Source organism: Pedobacter sp. BG31 (assembly GCF_042464845.1).
Taxonomy (GTDB): domain Bacteria; phylum Bacteroidota; class Bacteroidia; order Sphingobacteriales; family Sphingobacteriaceae; genus Pedobacter; species Pedobacter suwonensis.
The window spans coordinates 132,276-149,806 of the sequence record NZ_JBHNZK010000006.1; the positions used below are offsets into that span (position 1 = coordinate 132,276).

Genomic DNA, 17,531 nt, shown 5'->3' on the forward strand with positions numbered 1-17,531 from the left:
TGATACGAAGGATCTTTTAATTTGAAGGATTTGCTTCGCAGGGCCTCCGGGTTATTCACTTCGTTCAGAAAGACAATTAATTTTTTTTTTGTGCTGACCATTAAGGCTTGTTCCGAAGTCTGCTCAATGTTTCCAGCCTCATACCCACAAAGGAAGCAATGTACTTTAATGGGATACGGTTAATGAGGTGTGGATAAGAAACCATGAACCTTTGGTAGCGTTTTAACGCCGTCGGAAGCCTGCAGATATACGCCCTTTCAGAGGCGCCCTGAAAATAAATCTGGGTCATCTTTCTGCCCACATAATTTGCGATGGGGAAATTTTCATAAAGCATTTTCGACATTTCATGCGGAATGGCAATCGCAAATACCGGATCTATCGTTTCAATATATTCATCAGAGGCTTCATTCTCCCATAAATTTCTGATGGTTCCTGCCAGTTCATTTTCAGCAGCAATCCAGGTGGTAATTTTTTTATTTCCCATTTTAAGGTAGCCATGCACTGCTCCTTGTAAAATCAGAAAAATGTAACGGTTGCGTTTTAGTGGTGAGGCAATATGTTTGTTTTTGGCAAAATGCACAGGAAATGTATCGCGGTTAATAATGTCTTCCATCTCTGGAGTAAGCGGATGGTACGAACTAAAGACAGAAATAATTGGTGAAAAACCCCCAAGTGTAGCCCATTTATCTTCACCATAAATATTTTCAATATTCATTAAAAATCAAGTATGTATTAAAGAGTGAAAATAAGTAAGGAAATAAAAAAATCAATAACATTATTTACAACAAATGGGAATTTTAATCATACATGCATACCGGTCTAAAAAATATGAAGGTCGCCTATCCTTCAATTATGATGTTTGTACAAGGCTTTTAAGGAGAAAGAAAGATATTTTTTATCAAACCTTGTTCATTTGTGGTTAAATCTCTTCGAACAGTGATTTTTTTTTGCCCTTGTTCAACCAAATGATTTCTAAATATTTAACCTTATTTTGTGATGTCAGCGTTAACTTTCTGTTAAATATTTTGCATTTACCTTTTGCAAGATTGAATTTAATTCCTAACTTCGCAGCCTCGAAAGGGAGAAAATGATTCCGTAGCTCAGCTGGTAGAGCATTACACTTTTAATGTAGTGGTCCTGGGTTCGAATCCCAGCGGGATCACAGAAGATAGTATAAAAACTACGTAAAAGCTTGCAAATCAAATGATTGCAAGCTTTTTTTGTTTTATCGAAAACATCAAAATATGCATAAATCGCATAAAAAAAGTGAGTGATTCGGTGAGTAGTTTTACAGAGTAGTATACTCCCTGAAAACGATGTAAGCTTCTGACTTACAGAAATTTCAATCATTGAATGACTTGATACGATTAGATTGCAAGGCTAACTTTGTTAACTTTAAATCAGTCGATTATGAAAACTAATTTCAGTCTGCTCTTCTACCTGAAGAAACCAAAAAACTATCTTAAAGGTGCTGTTCCTGTTTATATAAGAATTACCGTGACGGAAAACCTGTGGAAATGTCCGCCAGCAGAAAATGCGAACCGGAATTGTGGAACACCAAAGCGGGTCACATGATAGGCACAAAAGAAGATGCCAAAACCTTAAATTCCTATCTCTACAAAATGAAAGCGGGCGTTACTGCTGCCCATACTGCTTTATGCGTAGAAGATGTAGAGATATCGGCTGAAGGCGTTAAATGCAAGTATCTGGGCAAGGCAGAAAAAATGCACACCATTATGGAGGCCATTAAAATCAATAATACAAACATGGCCGCACTTGTAGAAAAGGAAGATTACGCGGAAGGCACTTTGAAACGGTCTAAAGTTCTTGAAAAGCACGTTAAAGAATATCTCTCATTCAAATATCAAACAGGTGACCTCAACATCCGAAATATAGACCATGAGTTTATTGGTGGAGATTGCCGCCCTGTCGGGCATCGTCAAAACATTGGGCAACCGGATCGCTAAACGTACTTTCGCCACTACAGTTACTCTTTTGAACGGTGTACCTATCGAAAGCGTGTCTAAAATGATGGGACATACCAATATACGCACCACCCAACTTTATGCAAAAATGGTGGATGAAAAAGTTGCCAGCGATATGGCACCATTAAGAGAAATGTTTGCAGTGGTATAGAAAATTGTTTATGCACGCCCGCAGCTTAGGTTTTGAGTGTGCATGCCTTATTTTTAGCTATGCAAAGCGAGGGCAGACACCAGGGATCGCAGAAGCACAACCGAACTGTCAGGAAACCGACGATTACCACTCCGTAAATGCCAAGAGCGAGAACAGCGGGCAGGCTTAAGTGCGCAGGGGTTTCGCAGGCCGCACCGAGCTTGGGGAATAAATAATAAATTAATACTTTACCAGCTCTGCAAATTCAGGTTGTCAATTTCCTTAAAGTGCTTGTCCTTGGTGTGTAACTTTAGGTCAAATTGCTTTGATACTGCGGCTATCCACATGTCATTCTCCGGTATTGGCTTACCTTTTTGTAACAAGGCAGTTTTGATTAAGGCATAGTGATTTGCTGTTTCATCATCAGCAATAAGTACATTACACCTCTCTAGAAAAGAGTTGATCTGTTTAATGTGCTTTTTTGGGTTAGCTGATCTGTAAGAACCCAGATATAATTCTCCCAATACAGCAAAAGGAATGTTTATTTCCTCCTCTAAGGTTTCAAGAAACTCTGTAATTGTAGAATTGCCTTTAAATAACTCAATAACGATATTGGTATCTAATAGATTACTTCCAGTCATCTGGGTGGATGGTTTCACAAGATTCTGAAATTATACGTTCCATTTCTTCCGCCTCGTCCTTAGACCAGATTCCAGAAAAATCTTTTAAGCTTGGTGTTTTCTTAACTGTTTTATTACTGGTACTCTTTAATAGTTTCTCCAAAGCAGATAAAGTAGCTTCACTCTTTACTTTGAGCATTTCTTCTATCAAATGTAATTTACGTGTTTCTATGTGCATGGATATGATATTGAGTGTTAACACAAAAATATAGAATTATTTCTACAATAACCATACCCCTAAATCCTATGAGTATGAGCAAATGATTTCGAGTTTTATCTTTTTCGTGATCTTCAGTTATCAATAAAACTATATCCCATCCTTAACCGATCAACAAAGTCTTTAAAATCACCATCATAATGTTTCAATACCAATAGTTGAAAATGGCTTTTTGGAAAAAACTAAGAAGTTCACTATCGATAACTGAATTTAACAGCGCATATCTTCTCGGATTGTAGAACAGCATCGCAAAAAATGCTGTGTTATAATTACATTCTATCTGGTGGATTTTTCCGTCAAGCTTTAACCGTAGTTCTAGTTTGTAATAATACCTATCCCGTAGAGTTCCGCAGGGTTCTACGGATTAGCTAATAGAAAAGAATCTATGACTCGCTTTTATCAGCGTTTATAAGTTCCTTAATATCCGTAGAGACGATGCGCTTAACGCTAACGGACAGAGGGGCATTTTTAAAAAATAATTAAGCAGGGCTATTTGGCATATAACTGAGTAAGTTTAACTTTTTGGTGGCTAACCAAAATAATAGTACAGAAACCGATAAATAAGGATAAGCAAGGAAAAAAACACTGATTATAACATCTTTGTGTGAATATGAACTCCATGAAGCTACCCTGGAGTCGAAGATGCTGATATTGACCAAATAAGATAGCATAAAAAAAGATATCGAACCGATGATATATCTTATTTTGATGCTAAACTTAAACATGTTGAGTAACCACGCTACAGGAAATATAAATATAATTAATAAACTAGTCATCAATATTTCCGTATAAAAAATACAATTTAGGCATATTGCGGATAGCTCTTTTGCATAGGCGTGCATACTAAGGTAACATTGCAGAAAACATAGTACATATGCAATAACAAAAAAATAAATGGTTTTTCTAGATTTCATATCTCACGCCTTATTTCCCACAAAGCTATCACCTGCAATTTTAATATCAGCAAATCTTAACAGCATTTTTATTTTTCTGTCTAGCTTTAAGCTTATCCAAAAATACTGCCTTTTGTGGTAGGTTCCTATCAATATTCGTTTAAGCAGTATGGTTCAAAGAATGTGAATTGATTTATTGCCTTTAACAAGTTAGTCATAATGGCAAGCCCCTACCTTGTCTTAAAGTTCCATAGGGCTCTACGGATTAGCAATAGAAAAGAGTCTATCACTCGCTTTTATTAGCGTTTATAAGGTCCTTAATATCCGTGGAGACGCTATGCTTAACGCTAACGGACAGAGGGGTGACCAACAAAAAGTTTCCTGGTAATTTAACGCGTTTTTACCGTACCCAGGCACCGTTAAAAATTACCGGGGAGGTGACAGAGTGGTTAAAACAAACGCCTGAACAAATACAGCAATGGCGTGAGAAGTTAGCCAATAATAAAGGAGAAATTATTAATTGATAGTGTTAATTTATCAAGGAGCAAGTGTTCAAAGATCATTCAGGTTTTGCTTCCACTACCCATAATCATATCTAAATGTCCAATATTCACCCTTATAGACGTAGATTTTATTGTCGTCTGCAAATTTATCCTCTAATAATGAGTCGATTTCTTCATTTTTATAGTTGTAGTGTCGCTTGTTTAAAAAGCCTGCAGATCTTATCGTAGGATGGTCAAGGATTGGCTGAAGATTTCCATCTAAAATATTGGTGTTAACGAAACGGAAATCAATAAGCTCTGGAAAGTTGCTTAAAAAGTTGAGATTATCGATGTCTCCGCATTCATTTAAGCACAAAACTTTAATTTTTTTGAGGGAAAGAAGTTCTTCGGTAGGTACAAACTTCTTACTTCGGTTAATATGTAAAAATTCTAAGGAGTCTTTTAAGGCCATCAAGCCGGTATCGCTTGCCAGTTTGGTACAATAATGCAGCTCAAGTCTTTTTAAGTTGCTAAATTTTTCAATTCCAATAAAGTTTTTGATATTAGCCAAGTTCAATTCAAGGTACAATAACTTATCAGATTCAGTAAGGTTTCCAAATGAGCTTAGTTTTTCTTTTAAATGCCAGATAATTGCGTATTCAGAATTAGAAAGATTATTATCCGCAATCCATGTATGAGGTTCTTTAAAATTCTTTCTAAATATTGTTTCCTGTTCTAACTGTTCCCACCAGATGCTATTGAATCTCCAATCCATTTTCCCTTTCTATAAGATAAGCTCATTTTGTATCTATATTATTTAATATCGTTATTGTCACACTATACAGAATATCAGTATTTCCAATCATCCATATAACTAAATGACTTGTTTTCTTTGGCTGGATCATCATCAGAATAAATAACAAAATAAGTTCGATAATCTTTTGTGCAAACCTTGCTCCTTACCAAATAGAAAAGAGTCTATCACTCGCTTTTATTAGCGTTTAAAAAGCAACCACAATGACGATCTATTGGGTGATCACTTTAATTGCTCGTTCCAGCACTTCGTCTTTTCCATTTTTTATACCTTTTATAGTTGGCCTTACTACAATATCAGGAACGATACCTACGCGTTGTGTTTCCTTTCCATTTGGATAGTAAATGCCAATGCCGGAGATCATGGTTCTAAGTCCACCAGGTAAAAAGATAGTCGAAACATTGCCATCGGCGCCAGCCGTCGTACTTCCAACTATAGTGGTATTTTTTACCGCACGGAACGCCATTGCCGTATATTCTGCCTGACTTTGCGAATTCTCATTGACAAGTATAACCAGCTTCCCCTTATATTTGTTATTGTCGCCGGGAATTTTATCCCCTTCCAGAAAAACAAATTCTCCAGGATTGTCTGGATTTCCTGTTGAGAACTTTGCAAATGAAGTCGGCTCAGTTAAGAAATAAGAACCAAGGGAAAATGGAACAAATGTATTGGGATAATTACGGATGTCGATGATAATACCTTTCGTTTCTTTAAGAGTCTTTTTTATTTCCGGAATGTCTTCTTGTTTAATATTGGCAAGCGTAATATAGCCAATATTTCCCGGTAATAACTTATAACATTTTTGGCTGCTATCTACCTTGTACCAATGGTACATGCGTAAATTCTTCCGCTCATAAGTTGGCGCGTTAACTTGTCGTTTCTGACCGTCAGAGAGGTAATTTAAGGAAATCGTATTGTTTGGGCTACGTAGAAGGTCGATAGACATATCTCTAAGCCTGGCCGCGCCATTAGAGGCTGGATAATAAGGTTTTAAACTATCGATCAACGAATTAATTGTCTTACCATTAACATGTGTGATTACATCACCGATTTTCACTTTAGACAATTCTGAAAATTCTGGATTAAAGTAATCGACAACCACCAGTTGGTTCTCCACAAATTCTGCTTTAAAGGCTGCAAATTTCGTTCCTCTTAGCGCAGTACTTTTTTCCCGTCCTCCCCATAAGTTTGCGTGGGTATCGTTAACTTCTCCAATCAGCTGTACGGCTACAAGTTCATATGAGAGTTTGTCATCGGCATTCAGGAACTTTGGGATATACTCCTTCAGTACTGTATCCCATTTTTTATCGGTAATATGCCTGTATGGAAAAAAATAATTGATCATGTTCCAGTAACGATAGAGCGATAACAACCTAAAGCCGGCATCTGGATTGGTCAATGCTGAATAAGGATTTTCATTGGAGAAGTTCGGATTTCCTACACCAGGTTCAAGTGAGATATAGTAGTTCTTGCCTTGGTTTCTATTATTGTAAAGATCATTAAGTTGATTTTTTAAGTTGGCTGATAAGCCTGTGTTACTGATCCAGGATAAATCGGGTTTTAATACAGCATTGCCCGGGGCGGCTTTGCAGGTTTTACACACCGGCAGCACACCATAATTTTTGATCCAGTTGGTAAGAAGGTTATCCCGTTGTTGTTTGTTTTGTACTTTTATGTAATCTGGCAGGAACCTAAAAAGTTCATAGTCCCAGTTATATTTGCCTTTTGCAATTTCTGGATGATGATACTTTGTAAATCCCCAAACTTTTCCCAAAAGCTCAAGGTTATGGATTAAATCTTGATTTAGTGGAGGAAAAGTAACTTTCGAACCATCATCAAAAGCTTTATCAGCTTGGGCAGCAAATATTTCTTTCTGGAAGGTCTTTATTTTTGGATCGCCTAAGTCCATTCCATCGATTGTTATCTTTAGATCGTCCAGCCACATTTTTCCTTTGCCTACCAATAAGCCACCGAGAACTATTTGTTTGGTTTCTTTTGGGTTAAGTGGAAGATTTATTTCAAAAGGAGCCCAGTCGGTAGTTCCTGTAACACCTCTGTTAGACATATTATCAAAACCGATCTGTGGATCTATACGAATCCATAAACCAGCATATCCTTCACTTACGTTCTCTGTTTTTATGAAACCAGATAAGCGAATAGATTTGCCTTCATAGTTGGCGGGAAGGGTTATCGACAGCGCTCCAAAACTCTTTTTGCTACCAGTACGCTCTACAACAGCAGAAAATTTTCTGCTTTTCTTGTGCACTGAGTCTACGTAAAATTTGTATGCTGCATCTCCAAATGTTGTCCATTGTGAAGGGAAGCCGTTTCGGTGCTGTTCGAAATCTAGATTTAGTGTTTGTGTCACCTTGGGTTGCGCACAAGCATTCTGTACAAATGAAAATGCCAGCAGTATCGCAATGGTTAGTTTACTTGTTTTTGAAAGCATTAGTTTTTTAATTAGAGTTTTATGCGCCTTTGGAAGACATTAAATTAGTATAAATGGTAAAGTAAACTTAGGGTTATTCTTAAATAGTTGAAAAATCAAATAATTCCCTTGGATCTACTTTCAAAAACTTAGCATAAGTAGAAACATGGCTAATACTCGTATTAACCTGTCCGAGTTCCGTTCTAGCAATCTGGCTTTGCGATACTTCAGTTAGTAATGATAGCTGTTCTTGAGAAAGGCCTTTGCTCTCTCGCACCTGCTTAAGCTTTTGGCCAAATTTTTTTATAAAATCTTCGTCTTTTAGATACTTCACAAACCAAATAGAAACCTTTAAAATAAAATTATAAAAAATCAAAGAGAAAAATAAACTTGTTTTAGATAAATTATGACCGTTTTTCTTAATGCCATTTTAATTGCAGCCTTATTTTGAAGAAAATTTAAATAGTTTAAATAATTCAATATCCAAAGCTTTACTGATCTTGTATAGTGTACTTAGTTTCAAATCTATTCTGCCTTTTTCAATATTAATCAGTTGGGGATGTTCAATACCAGCTAGCAAAGCAAACTTCCTGATACTTACACCTTTTTCTTCTCTTAATGATCTTATACGATCACCAAGCTTAGTTTTCAAGTCATCTAAATTATCTGATTCCATTGTTGAATATCAGATTTATCAAAAATACTTGTGGTATATTTGGATATACCACTGCTTCTTTTTATATTTGATTAATAAATTTAAAGCTATAAAAAGCTAAATTTGCGATAACTTCTTTTTAAAAATATTGAAGCATTTCGCACTTAGAGTCTCGTAACTGAAACGTAGGAAATTTCAAAAGAACACGAGGAATAGGTGAAAAAGTGCTCACGTCAAAGGCGTGGGCCTGCTTATTCGTGTTCCGGTCTCCTACGACCTCAGTTACGGTAAGTGGGTTCCACGCCTTATTTTGTGCCGTCCACTTCCAAGACTCATTTGAAAGAAACTTAAATGAGATCAATATGGAACCAAAATTATCACCAGAAGCCGAACAGGCTGTCCATTTCAGGGCTTTTATCCATCGGCTCGCTCAGAAGTTCGACCCGTTACAGATCTTCAGTTTTTCGCAGAATAGTTATAACTATCACTTACAAGGCTGTTTTAACGATAATCAAAATCATTTTAAATGTGATTATTGCCTGTTGGCAATTACCGAAACGGCAACCCGAATAGATTACGAAATGCAGGATTTTGCCAATGCTTTTTATCAGTATGGAACGATAACTGTGATTGGGCATAGCAGGCAATCGGTTATGGAAGCGGTACAGCAAAACAGCCGCTTTTTTATTGGCGTGCTTCACTATGGAAAACTGCTTTATAGTAAGGATGGATTATTAAATAAAGATCCAGTACCTCCATTTATTCCAATCAAAGATGCAATCAAGGCAACAAGACATTACGAACATCGCATACCGCTGGCTGATGGGTTTCTGATGTGCGCATCTGAGTGTTTGGAGAAGGAACAGTTCGGGATTTGTGCCTTTATGCTACATCAGGCTGTAGAACAAACTTGTATCTGCCTGTTGAGGGTTCATATTGCTTACCGGTCGGAGTTCCATAACCTTTACCGCCTGCTCCGTTTGTGTACTTGCTTTTCTGAAAAGCCCTTTCAACTTTTCCTTTCTACTCCCGAAGATGAACGATTGTTTGATATCATGGCAAAAAGTTATTCTGGTTCACGTTATAAAGATGATTTTACGGTCTTGAGGCACGATGCGGAACATCTTTATCACAGGGCGGCTTCTTTTATTTTGCTGGCCAAGGAGATGTGCAGCGAAAAAATAGCACTGCTCGCTAAATCGGCATCAGATGATGCAGCCTTAAAAAACACCGATCATGTACAGATCGAAAAAAGTTTACAGACCAATATTTAAGGCGATGAAGAAGCAGGCAAAAAACACAACAGATAACCGGATCGTTTATCTTAACCATGATGAAACAGCGGATCCGATAAAAGTAATACATGAGTTTTTCAGCCACGCATGGTTGCCCGATCATTTAAAGATGCTGAAACGCTGGCGAAACGATGCCGCGTTTGAATCTGAAGAACCAAAAAAGTGTAGCCCAGCCTTACTTGTTTACCATTACGAACTGATCATCAAGCTGATCGAAGCCGCCTGGCTCTTAAAAGGCCGCAAGCCTGGCAGGCTTGACTTCGACGACAAAACGGAGAGGGAATCCGCAAAATGTTACATCAAAAAGGAAGGGAAGAAACTGCGGAACTATCCAGAAAACCTGAGCATTCGGGAGATCGTAAAGCCTTCATCTGTACTCAAGAAAATGTTCAGGATTTATCACTTGGATGGGTACAAAAAAATCCTACACACGTGGCTTCATGATGCGCTTAACCCCTCCTTTATGGAGGAAAGGCTGTCTAAATTTGAAGTCATTACTGTTTACGAGCAGTTGGTTAAATTGTTCGAGGCTACCTGGCTGATCAGGGAGCGGGTAAAGGATGGTGATTAAAATTGTACATTATATAATTCAAAATATCAACATGTTATGCGTGTTGGTTCGATGCGGAAAAGACCAGGAACTGCGTTCGGGCGAAGAAAGACTAAGCCAACCCCAGCGGAATTATATAAAAATAAGGGACTTAAAGTTGTTGGTTTTGAAGGTTTTTATGATAATTGATGCGTGAATTATATTACCTGGCTAAAGCGGTTTCCTACCTTGCTATTATGCAATCTTCTCTGAACAGGATAGAAAAAGGTATTTGCTGAAACAGCATAAGAAAAGCACTTTTAAACCGGTAACTTAAAAATATTAGTATGATTAATCACAGACCAAAATAAAGACCAAGCATTGCCAGTGTTTGACTCAATGTTTTATAGTGGAAAAATAAGTCCATAAAATAAATACGATTTGTAACGGTATCCTAAACCAAAGATACCCTATTCCATTGCCATCGAAGGTTGCTTTCTGATAATCGATATGCTTTATAGAGGCATAGATATTGAAGGGGAGCAGCAATAACAAAAAAACAATAATCAACCAACCAGCTGGTATCCGATAGGCTGGAAAGAAAAGTGCAATAGCAAACAGGATTTCAATAATTCCTGTCAGATAAACAAGAGCAGCTTTAAAAGGTATGAAATCAGGTACCATTAAAGTCATCCCCTTATTGAATGCGAAATGACCAACTGCTGTAAATACCAGCATTGCTGATAAGGAAATTCTTCCTGATAAAGCGAAGTTATAATTCCCAAAAGCAATTTTTGTAATAATAATTGATATAATAAATACGATAAGAAGAACAAGTAATGGTTTCATTTTTTTCTTTTTTTCTACAAAGATGCAAGTAGAACAAAAACGAAACAATGAACCTATGTTAAGAAATACGCTTTCGTATCCTGCTCAATGCCTGTGGAGTAATTCCGATGTAAGAACAAATATATTTTAGTGGTATATATTGGATTAGGTTCGGCCGCTCTTCGAACAGTTTCATATATCGCTGTTCTGCAGTATCACGTAGCAACGATAATTCCCGTTTAAATTTTAATAAAAATAATCGCTCACTGAAAAATCTACCAATTACATTGCCCATGCTGGTGGTTTTATAAATGGTCTGCAAATCATTATAGGTAATGCGCCATAGTGTTGTATTTGTTAGCGCTTCAATTGCATATAGAGAATCCGTTCTCGTTAGAAAGGAATCATATCCACTTGTAAACTCGCCTTCAAAACTGAAACCAAAGGTCAAGTCATTATCAATTCCTGGGATGTAAAAACGAATCATGCCCCGTTCAATAAACGAAAGATAATTTTCCTGTTGCCCTTCTTTTAATATTAGACTACCTTTCGAAAATTCCTGTTTTGTTAATTTGGCATAAAAGGATTGCCAGTCCTGATCACTCAATGGATAGATTTCTTCAAATTGTTTTCTAATATGTTCCATACAGACAAAAAATGGTTATTCATGCAATCTTCTACAGCTGGTTACAAATAACAACCCTATAAAGGCCTAAGCTATAAAATTACAACCATATCCAAAATAACTCAATCAAAATGTATAAAACTCCTCCAATCCCACAATTTCACTTCACCTGATCCAATACCAATATCCCAATAATCCCGATCACAGAAACCAGCGTTTCCATCAGCGACCAGGATAAAAATGTTTGTTTGATAGATAATCCCAAATACTCTTTGAACAGCCAAAAAGAGGAGTCGTTTACGTGAGAGCAAAACAGGCTCCCAGAACCAACAGCGAGTACCATTAAATTGGGGTCGGCACCATGAGGCCCAATAAGCGGATAAACAATGCCGGCAGCCGTGAGGCCGGCAACGGTTGCCGAACCCAGGCAAAGTCTTAGCACTGCGGTGATTAACCAGGCCAATAACAAAGGCGGAAGCGTTAACCCTTGCAAAATGACTGCAAGGCTGTTGCTTACACCGGTTTCTACAAATACCTGTTTTAAAATACCTGCGCTTCCGATGATGAAGAGGATCATGGCGATATCTTTTGCAGCCTCAACATAAATGGTCATAATGTCGGTTAGCTTTTTGCCTAACCTCATCCCGAGGGTGTAAGTGGCAATACAAATGGTTAATATCATGGCAATGGTCGGATCGCCGATAAACCTGGCAACATTTACCACAGCGATATGGTCACTACATAGCCTGGCGATCAGGATGGTGCCTAAAATGATCAATACCGGTAACAATGCAGAAATTATACTGTTTGTAATCCCAGGCAATTCATGATCGGGTAAGTCATCGGCCTTTAACGTAACTGTTGGCTTAGATTGCATTTTGATTAATGCTTTTGCGAAAACAGGACCTGCAATAATGATAGCCGGTATGGCCACGATTAAACCATAAATAAAGGTCTTCACCAAATCTGCATGAAACTGGCTTACCAAAGCCATGGGCGATGGATGCGGCGGCAAAAAACCATGCATTACCGATAGCGAGGCCAGCATGGGTAAACCCACGTATACCAGCGGTAACCTATAATTGTAGGCTACTGAAAAAATAATGGGTATGAGCAATACAAAGCCAACATTATAAAATAAGGGGATGCCCACTATAAAACCGGTTAACGACATGGCCCAGGTGATGTATCTACAGCCGAAGGTGTTTTTTAATACCGTGGCTATTTTTTGCGCGGCACCACTAAAGGCCACGAGTTTGCCAAGCATAGCGCCCAAAACGATGATGACGGACAATGACCCTAAGGTATCGCCCAATCCTTTATTAACCGTTTGCGGAATCTGCGTGGCGGGCATACCCAATAGTAAAGCGGCCGTTACCGATACGATTAAAAAGGCCAGGAAAGTATTCACCTTTGCCCAGGCAATTAACAGTACCAGCATTAAGATACAGCCCAAAAGAATCAGTACGTCCATGTTGCTTTAATGGGAGTCTCTGGTTACGGTTGATCCTGACCCGCCTACCAAAAAATCCAGATCAGCACCTTTATCGGCCTGTTGTACATGTTTAATGTATAAGTTGGCATAACCACGTGTGGCAAGGGGGGGAGGCTGTACCCAATTACTTCGCCTGATGGCCAATTCTTCGTCACTCACTTCAAGATGGATCCGTTTGTTGGCTACATCCAGTTCTATCATGTCACCGTTTTCTACCAAGGCTAAATTGCCGCCAATGGCCGACTCTGGCGATACGTGCAGTACAACTGTACCATAAGCGGTGCCACTCATCCTGCCGTCAGAGATCCTGACCATATCGGTTATGCCCCTGTCGAGCAATTTTTTGGGTAAGGTCATGTTGCCCACTTCGGGCATACCCGGATAGCCAACCGGACCAACCGTTTGTAAAACCATTACACAGGTTTCGTCGATATCCAGGTCAGGGTCATCAATTCTGGCATGATAATCCTCAATATCTTTAAATACAACAGCCCGGCCCCGGTGCTGCATTAGAGCTGGCGTTGCTGCCGATGGCTTGATCACGGCTCCATTGATGGCTAAATTACCTTTTAATACGGTAATTCCGGCTTCGGGAATAATGGGCTGCTCAAATTCATAAATCACTTCCTTATTGTAATTGATGCCTCCGTTACCAATATTTTCTACGTGCGTTTTCCCACTTACCGTCAGGGTATCCATTTTTAACACCGATTGCATCTGTTTTAAAACGGCAGGTATACCACCGGCATAGTAAAAATCCTCCATCAAAAATTTTCCTGATGGCATCAGATTAACCAGAAGGGGCATTTTGCTGCCAATATCATCAAAATCATCTAAATTGAGTGCTACGCCCATACGCCCGGCAATAGCAGTGAGGTGGATAATAAAGTTGGAGGAACCGCCTACGGCAGCATTTACCTTAATGGCGTTTTCAAAAGCGTCGCGTGTGAGTATTTTAGAAATTTTCAAGTCTTCTTTAACCATTTCAACTATTCTCCTGCCTGATAGCTGGGCAAGCCGTTTGCGCCGGGAATCAACTGCAGGGATAGAGGCGCCGCCAGAGAGGCTCATACCCAGGGCTTCTACCATGCAGGCCATAGTGGAAGCGGTTCCCATCGTCATACAATGGCCCGGGCTGCGCGACATGCAGCTTTCTACTTCTGCATATTCATCATAAGTAATTTCGCCTCTTTTTAGTTCCTCTGTCAGCTTCCATACACTGGTTCCGGAGCCAATGTCCTGGCCATGGTATTTTCCGTTCAGCATCGGCCCGCCTGGCACTACAATGGTCGGTAAATCTACACTCGCTGCACCCATTAGGGTAGAAGGGGTGGTTTTGTCGCAGCCCGTTAATAATACCACACCGTCAATAGGGTTGCCTCTGATGGATTCTTCGGCATCCATACTGGCGAGGTTACGGAACAACATGGCAGTGGGTTTTAAAAGCGTTTCACCTAATGACATGATGGGGAATTCTAACGGGAAGCCTCCCGCCTCCAATACCCCGCGACGAACACTGTCCGCAATATCGCGCAGGTGGGCATTGCAGGGCGTCAGTTCAGACCAGGTGTTACAGATCCCTATTACCGGCCTGCCGTCAAACATGTCTTCGGGCATGCCCTGGTTTTTCATCCAGCTGCGGTAGATGAGGCCCATTTTATCTTTTTTTCCAAACCAGGTTGAACTTCTATATGGTTTCATATCCAGAATATACTATGTGCGTTATTTTATCTTCTTATTTAGATTTTGGCGGTCAGACAAGTATTAAACTTATCGTTTCATGTGCGCTGGCAATTGCTGGCAACCCGCTGTTTGTTTGCCCGTATTTAATCAGGCAACCACATTGATCAGCGAACCAATCTCCGCAATGGTTATTTTTACGGTATCTCCGCTTTGTAAAGTGAAATCATCGGCGGGGATAATGCCTGTACCGGTCATCAAATACGTTCCATGAGGGAAATCCAGTTCCCGAAACAGGTAATCTACCAATTCGGTATGCTTACGTTTCATCTGGTTAATGGAGATTTCTTCCTCAAAAATAACAGCAGCAGCTCTGGTGATTTCGATGCTGATATGGGTATCCGGATCTATGGGTTTCTCTGCCACCAAAAGGCAGGGACCTAAGGCGGCAGCGCCATTGTATGATTTTGCCTGTGGTATATAAAGCGGATTTTCGCCCTCAATATCTCTTGACGATACATCATTACCGATGGTATAACCTTCTATAGTGCCTGCTGAGCAAATAAACAACGTCAGTTCCGGTTCAGGCACATTCCATTTAGAATCTGCCCTGATGCGTATGTTTTCTCCTGAGCCCACCGTTCGGTAAGCTGGTGATTTAAAAAAAAGTTCGGGCCGGTCTGCATCATATACCCTGGCATAAAAATCGCCGCCCTTTGCATCTTTTGATTCTTCTATTCTGGCTTCCCGGCTACGGAAATAAGTTACGCCAGATGCCCATACTTCCTGGTTACCGATGGGGGTTAAAATAGCAGTATGTGTGAGTGCTTGTAAATCTTCGTCAGGCTCAAGGTATTGCAACTCGCTACTTATTGCGGTAAAGAGATTGCTCCTGTTCACAAATGTGTCCCAGTTGTTTTCTTTGCTTAAGAAATATTGGTTATGGTGGTTGATGATAATCCCGCTCGAGGTATTATAGATTCTCATAATAATTTATTCGGTTTAGTTGTTGGATAGTAAATTAGATTTGAACTAATTTACGCATCCAGGCGGTAAATACTAAAGCAAATAAGTGCTTTTAAAACACATTTGCAGCATAATGTTAATATAATACAATAAAATGCTGCGATAGTAAAGTTACGGGTTGGCGTGAGTTGATTGGGGTGAATCTGATCGTTATTAATTAACGTGAGTTTTGGGGCTTAATTCTTCATTGCGTATTGGAAAAGAGGATATGTGTAGGCGTGCATCAATTAAACGCTCGCATCCGTTTTTAACGAATGCAGAAGCAGTTAATGATTTTATCATTTTGTGTTTAAAACACATTATTATTCAACGCTCGTTTCCAAACGGGCGTGAGCTTTAGTACAGGAGAGTTGCTTTTAAAATAGGTGCAAAAATTAATTAGCCACGGAGGCACAGATGTCACGGAGGAAAATTAAGGTTTTTCCGTGTTTTTCGTGCTTCCGTGGCAAACATAATGCTTAGGCATGCACTCGTTTTAACGAGTGCGGAAGTAGTTAACGATTTTACCATTTGTGTTTAAAACACATTATTATTCAACGCTCGTTTCCAAACGGGCGTAAGCTTAAGTACAGGAGAGTTGCCTTTAAACTAAGTGCAAAAATCAATTAGCCACGGAGACATAGATGTCACGGAGGAAAATTAAGGTTTTTCCGTGTTTTTCGTGCTTCCGTGGCAAACATAAACGGCTAATCGGTAAATTTCTTTTCCGTTTTAAGATAATTTGACCGGTAATCCATCGGATTTTTTTTCGTTAGTGCTTTAAACTGATGATAAAAGTGGGAGATATTGTTGTAACCGCAGGCATAGCCAACCTCGGTCATGTTAAATTCCTCTTCTACCAGCAGTCTGCAGGCATTTCCAATTCTCACTTCCATTAAAAACTGGATATATGTTTTTTTGGTCTTGGATTTAAAGTACCTGCAAAAAGAGTGTTTTCCCATATTAATCAGGGCAGCTACCTCTTCTAATGCTACTTTTTGGTGGTAGTTATTAAAAGTATATTCGAAAATGGTATTAATGCGGCTCTGGTCGATGCTGTTTACTTCCAGGTTAAATCCGTTTGACGATATCATTTCATATTCTTTCGTAGCCGCTATGATTTCTAAAGCAGATAACAAACTGATTAATTTACGGGCTGGCGATTCGTTAAGCATTTCTTCCGCTATTTTACCAACTTTTCGTTTAGTTACCCCTTTTAAACGCAAACCCAGCTTGCTGGTATTTAACAGTTTAACAATCGGACTGATTTCAGGAAGATTCAAAAATTTATCGCCCCAGGTATTGTTTTGAAAAAGAACCACGATGGTTTCTCCCACTTTTTCGGTATCGTTTTGCATGTATTCCTGTTCGCATCGGAAAGTATGTGGCAGGTTTGAGCCAAATAAAAATACGTCGCCATTTTTAAAAGGACCAACGTAGTCGCCAATCAGGCAGGTGCCATAGCTTCTTTTAACCACTAATAATTCGCACTCGGGATGATAATGCCAGGCGCTTAATATCGCATGTCCGATATCCTTGTGAATATTAAAAGAATGCTCCGGGCTTGGAGTAGTCTTTTTTAAAGTAGCCTTCATGTTTATGTTTGGTTAATTATAAACCTGAGTTCGATGATTAATATGACCTTTTGGCCGCTTAAATCAGCTTTCTGATCTAAAGCGGTCGTCACCCTGATCCGGTAGCTGTCGGATTTATTTCAGGGGCTTTCCTGCCAATAAGATGCTGATTCCGAACCTTAGGTACAGCATGACGAATTGGTCTGAACAAAGGTG

The 17,531-nt window shown here is 39.2% G+C and carries 18 protein-coding genes and 1 tRNA gene; 6 read left to right on the plus strand and 13 right to left on the minus strand.

Translation table 11 applies throughout. From position 1 onward, the window contains the following. Window positions 1-100: 100 nt before the first annotated feature. Entirely contained in the window at window positions 101-715 is a 615-nt protein-coding gene (locus tag ACFE6N_RS09890; protein WP_378936009.1) for a Crp/Fnr family transcriptional regulator, read from the minus strand. 374 nt (window positions 716-1,089) lie between these two features. Between ACFE6N_RS09890 and ACFE6N_RS09895 the strand changes: the two genes are divergently transcribed. From ACFE6N_RS09895 to ACFE6N_RS09905, 3 genes are all read left to right on the plus strand, one after another. Further along, window positions 1,090-1,162: transfer RNA gene (locus ACFE6N_RS09895), tRNA-Lys, on the plus strand. A gap of 355 nt (window positions 1,163-1,517) precedes the next feature. Next, on the plus strand, window positions 1,518-1,967 hold the full coding sequence (locus tag ACFE6N_RS09900) for a hypothetical protein (RefSeq protein ID WP_378936011.1): 450 nt from the start codon (window positions 1,518-1,520) through the stop codon (window positions 1,965-1,967). Beyond that, window positions 1,948-2,136 (plus strand): hypothetical protein, encoded by a 189-nt coding sequence (locus tag ACFE6N_RS09905; protein WP_378936013.1) that lies wholly within the window; start codon window positions 1,948-1,950, stop codon window positions 2,134-2,136. The genes ACFE6N_RS09900 and ACFE6N_RS09905 overlap by 20 nt, the downstream gene beginning before the upstream one ends. 227 nt (window positions 2,137-2,363) lie before the next feature. Here ACFE6N_RS09905 and ACFE6N_RS09910 read toward each other — a convergent pair whose 3' ends face one another. Beyond that, window positions 2,364-2,756: a type II toxin-antitoxin system VapC family toxin gene (locus ACFE6N_RS09910; protein ID WP_378936015.1), complete on the minus strand. Its 393-nt coding sequence runs from the start codon at window positions 2,754-2,756 to the stop codon at window positions 2,364-2,366. Then, complete coding sequence (locus tag ACFE6N_RS09915; protein ID WP_378936017.1) at window positions 2,743-2,973, minus strand: hypothetical protein; 231 nt, start codon at window positions 2,971-2,973, stop codon at window positions 2,743-2,745. The genes ACFE6N_RS09910 and ACFE6N_RS09915 overlap by 14 nt, the downstream gene beginning before the upstream one ends. 1,258 nt (window positions 2,974-4,231) lie before the next feature. On the opposite strand from ACFE6N_RS09915, the gene ACFE6N_RS09920 reads away from it, so the two are divergent. After that, window positions 4,232-4,429, plus strand: coding sequence for an NAD(+)--rifampin ADP-ribosyltransferase (locus tag ACFE6N_RS09920; protein WP_378936019.1), 198 nt, complete (start codon window positions 4,232-4,234; stop codon window positions 4,427-4,429). A 55-nt stretch (window positions 4,430-4,484) separates the two neighbouring features. Here ACFE6N_RS09920 and ACFE6N_RS09925 read toward each other — a convergent pair whose 3' ends face one another. From ACFE6N_RS09925 to ACFE6N_RS09940, 4 genes are all read right to left on the minus strand, one after another. Continuing rightward, the gene (locus ACFE6N_RS09925) at window positions 4,485-5,162 is read right to left on the minus strand and encodes a hypothetical protein (protein WP_378936021.1); all 678 of its coding nucleotides are present in this window, start codon (window positions 5,160-5,162) and stop codon (window positions 4,485-4,487) included. A 250-nt stretch (window positions 5,163-5,412) separates the two neighbouring features. Then, the gene (locus tag ACFE6N_RS09930) at window positions 5,413-7,650 is read right to left on the minus strand and encodes a S41 family peptidase (protein ID WP_378936023.1); all 2,238 of its coding nucleotides are present in this window, start codon (window positions 7,648-7,650) and stop codon (window positions 5,413-5,415) included. A gap of 79 nt (window positions 7,651-7,729) precedes the next feature. Then, window positions 7,730-8,005 carry a helix-turn-helix domain-containing protein gene (locus ACFE6N_RS09935; protein ID WP_378936025.1) on the minus strand — a complete coding sequence of 92 codons (276 nt, stop codon included), beginning with the start codon at window positions 8,003-8,005 and terminating at the stop codon, window positions 7,730-7,732. Between the two features lie 66 nt (window positions 8,006-8,071). Then, window positions 8,072-8,305, minus strand: coding sequence for a helix-turn-helix domain-containing protein (locus ACFE6N_RS09940; protein ID WP_378936027.1), 234 nt, complete (start codon window positions 8,303-8,305; stop codon window positions 8,072-8,074). Between the two features lie 341 nt (window positions 8,306-8,646). On the opposite strand from ACFE6N_RS09940, the gene ACFE6N_RS09945 reads away from it, so the two are divergent. Both ACFE6N_RS09945 and ACFE6N_RS09950 read left to right on the plus strand, forming a co-directional pair. Beyond that, window positions 8,647-9,558 carry a HEPN domain-containing protein gene (locus ACFE6N_RS09945; protein WP_378936029.1) on the plus strand — a complete coding sequence of 304 codons (912 nt, stop codon included), beginning with the start codon at window positions 8,647-8,649 and terminating at the stop codon, window positions 9,556-9,558. Between the two features lie 4 nt (window positions 9,559-9,562). Further along, on the plus strand, window positions 9,563-10,150 hold the full coding sequence (locus ACFE6N_RS09950) for a hypothetical protein (protein ID WP_378936031.1): 588 nt from the start codon (window positions 9,563-9,565) through the stop codon (window positions 10,148-10,150). A 354-nt stretch (window positions 10,151-10,504) separates the two neighbouring features. Here the strand turns inward: ACFE6N_RS09950 and ACFE6N_RS09955 are convergent, their stop codons facing one another. The 6 genes from ACFE6N_RS09955 to ACFE6N_RS09980 form a co-directional block, all read right to left on the minus strand. After that, on the minus strand, window positions 10,505-10,957 hold the full coding sequence (locus tag ACFE6N_RS09955; RefSeq protein WP_378936033.1) for a hypothetical protein: 453 nt from the start codon (window positions 10,955-10,957) through the stop codon (window positions 10,505-10,507). Between the two features lie 58 nt (window positions 10,958-11,015). Next, window positions 11,016-11,582, minus strand: coding sequence for a Crp/Fnr family transcriptional regulator (locus ACFE6N_RS09960; protein ID WP_378936035.1), 567 nt, complete (start codon window positions 11,580-11,582; stop codon window positions 11,016-11,018). 139 nt (window positions 11,583-11,721) lie between these two features. Further along, entirely contained in the window at window positions 11,722-13,035 is a 1,314-nt protein-coding gene (locus ACFE6N_RS09965) for a gluconate:H+ symporter (RefSeq protein WP_378936037.1), read from the minus strand. A 6-nt stretch (window positions 13,036-13,041) separates the two neighbouring features. Beyond that, window positions 13,042-14,757 carry an IlvD/Edd family dehydratase gene (locus tag ACFE6N_RS09970; protein WP_378936039.1) on the minus strand — a complete coding sequence of 572 codons (1,716 nt, stop codon included), beginning with the start codon at window positions 14,755-14,757 and terminating at the stop codon, window positions 13,042-13,044. Window positions 14,758-14,886: 129 nt separating this feature from the next. After that, a complete protein-coding gene (locus ACFE6N_RS09975; RefSeq protein WP_378936041.1) occupies window positions 14,887-15,723 on the minus strand; it encodes a fumarylacetoacetate hydrolase family protein in 837 nt (278 codons plus the stop codon). Between the two features lie 725 nt (window positions 15,724-16,448). Then, window positions 16,449-17,336, minus strand: a complete 888-nt coding sequence (locus ACFE6N_RS09980) for an AraC family transcriptional regulator (RefSeq protein ID WP_378936043.1) — start codon at window positions 17,334-17,336, stop codon at window positions 16,449-16,451. Window positions 17,337-17,531 lie beyond the last annotated feature (195 nt).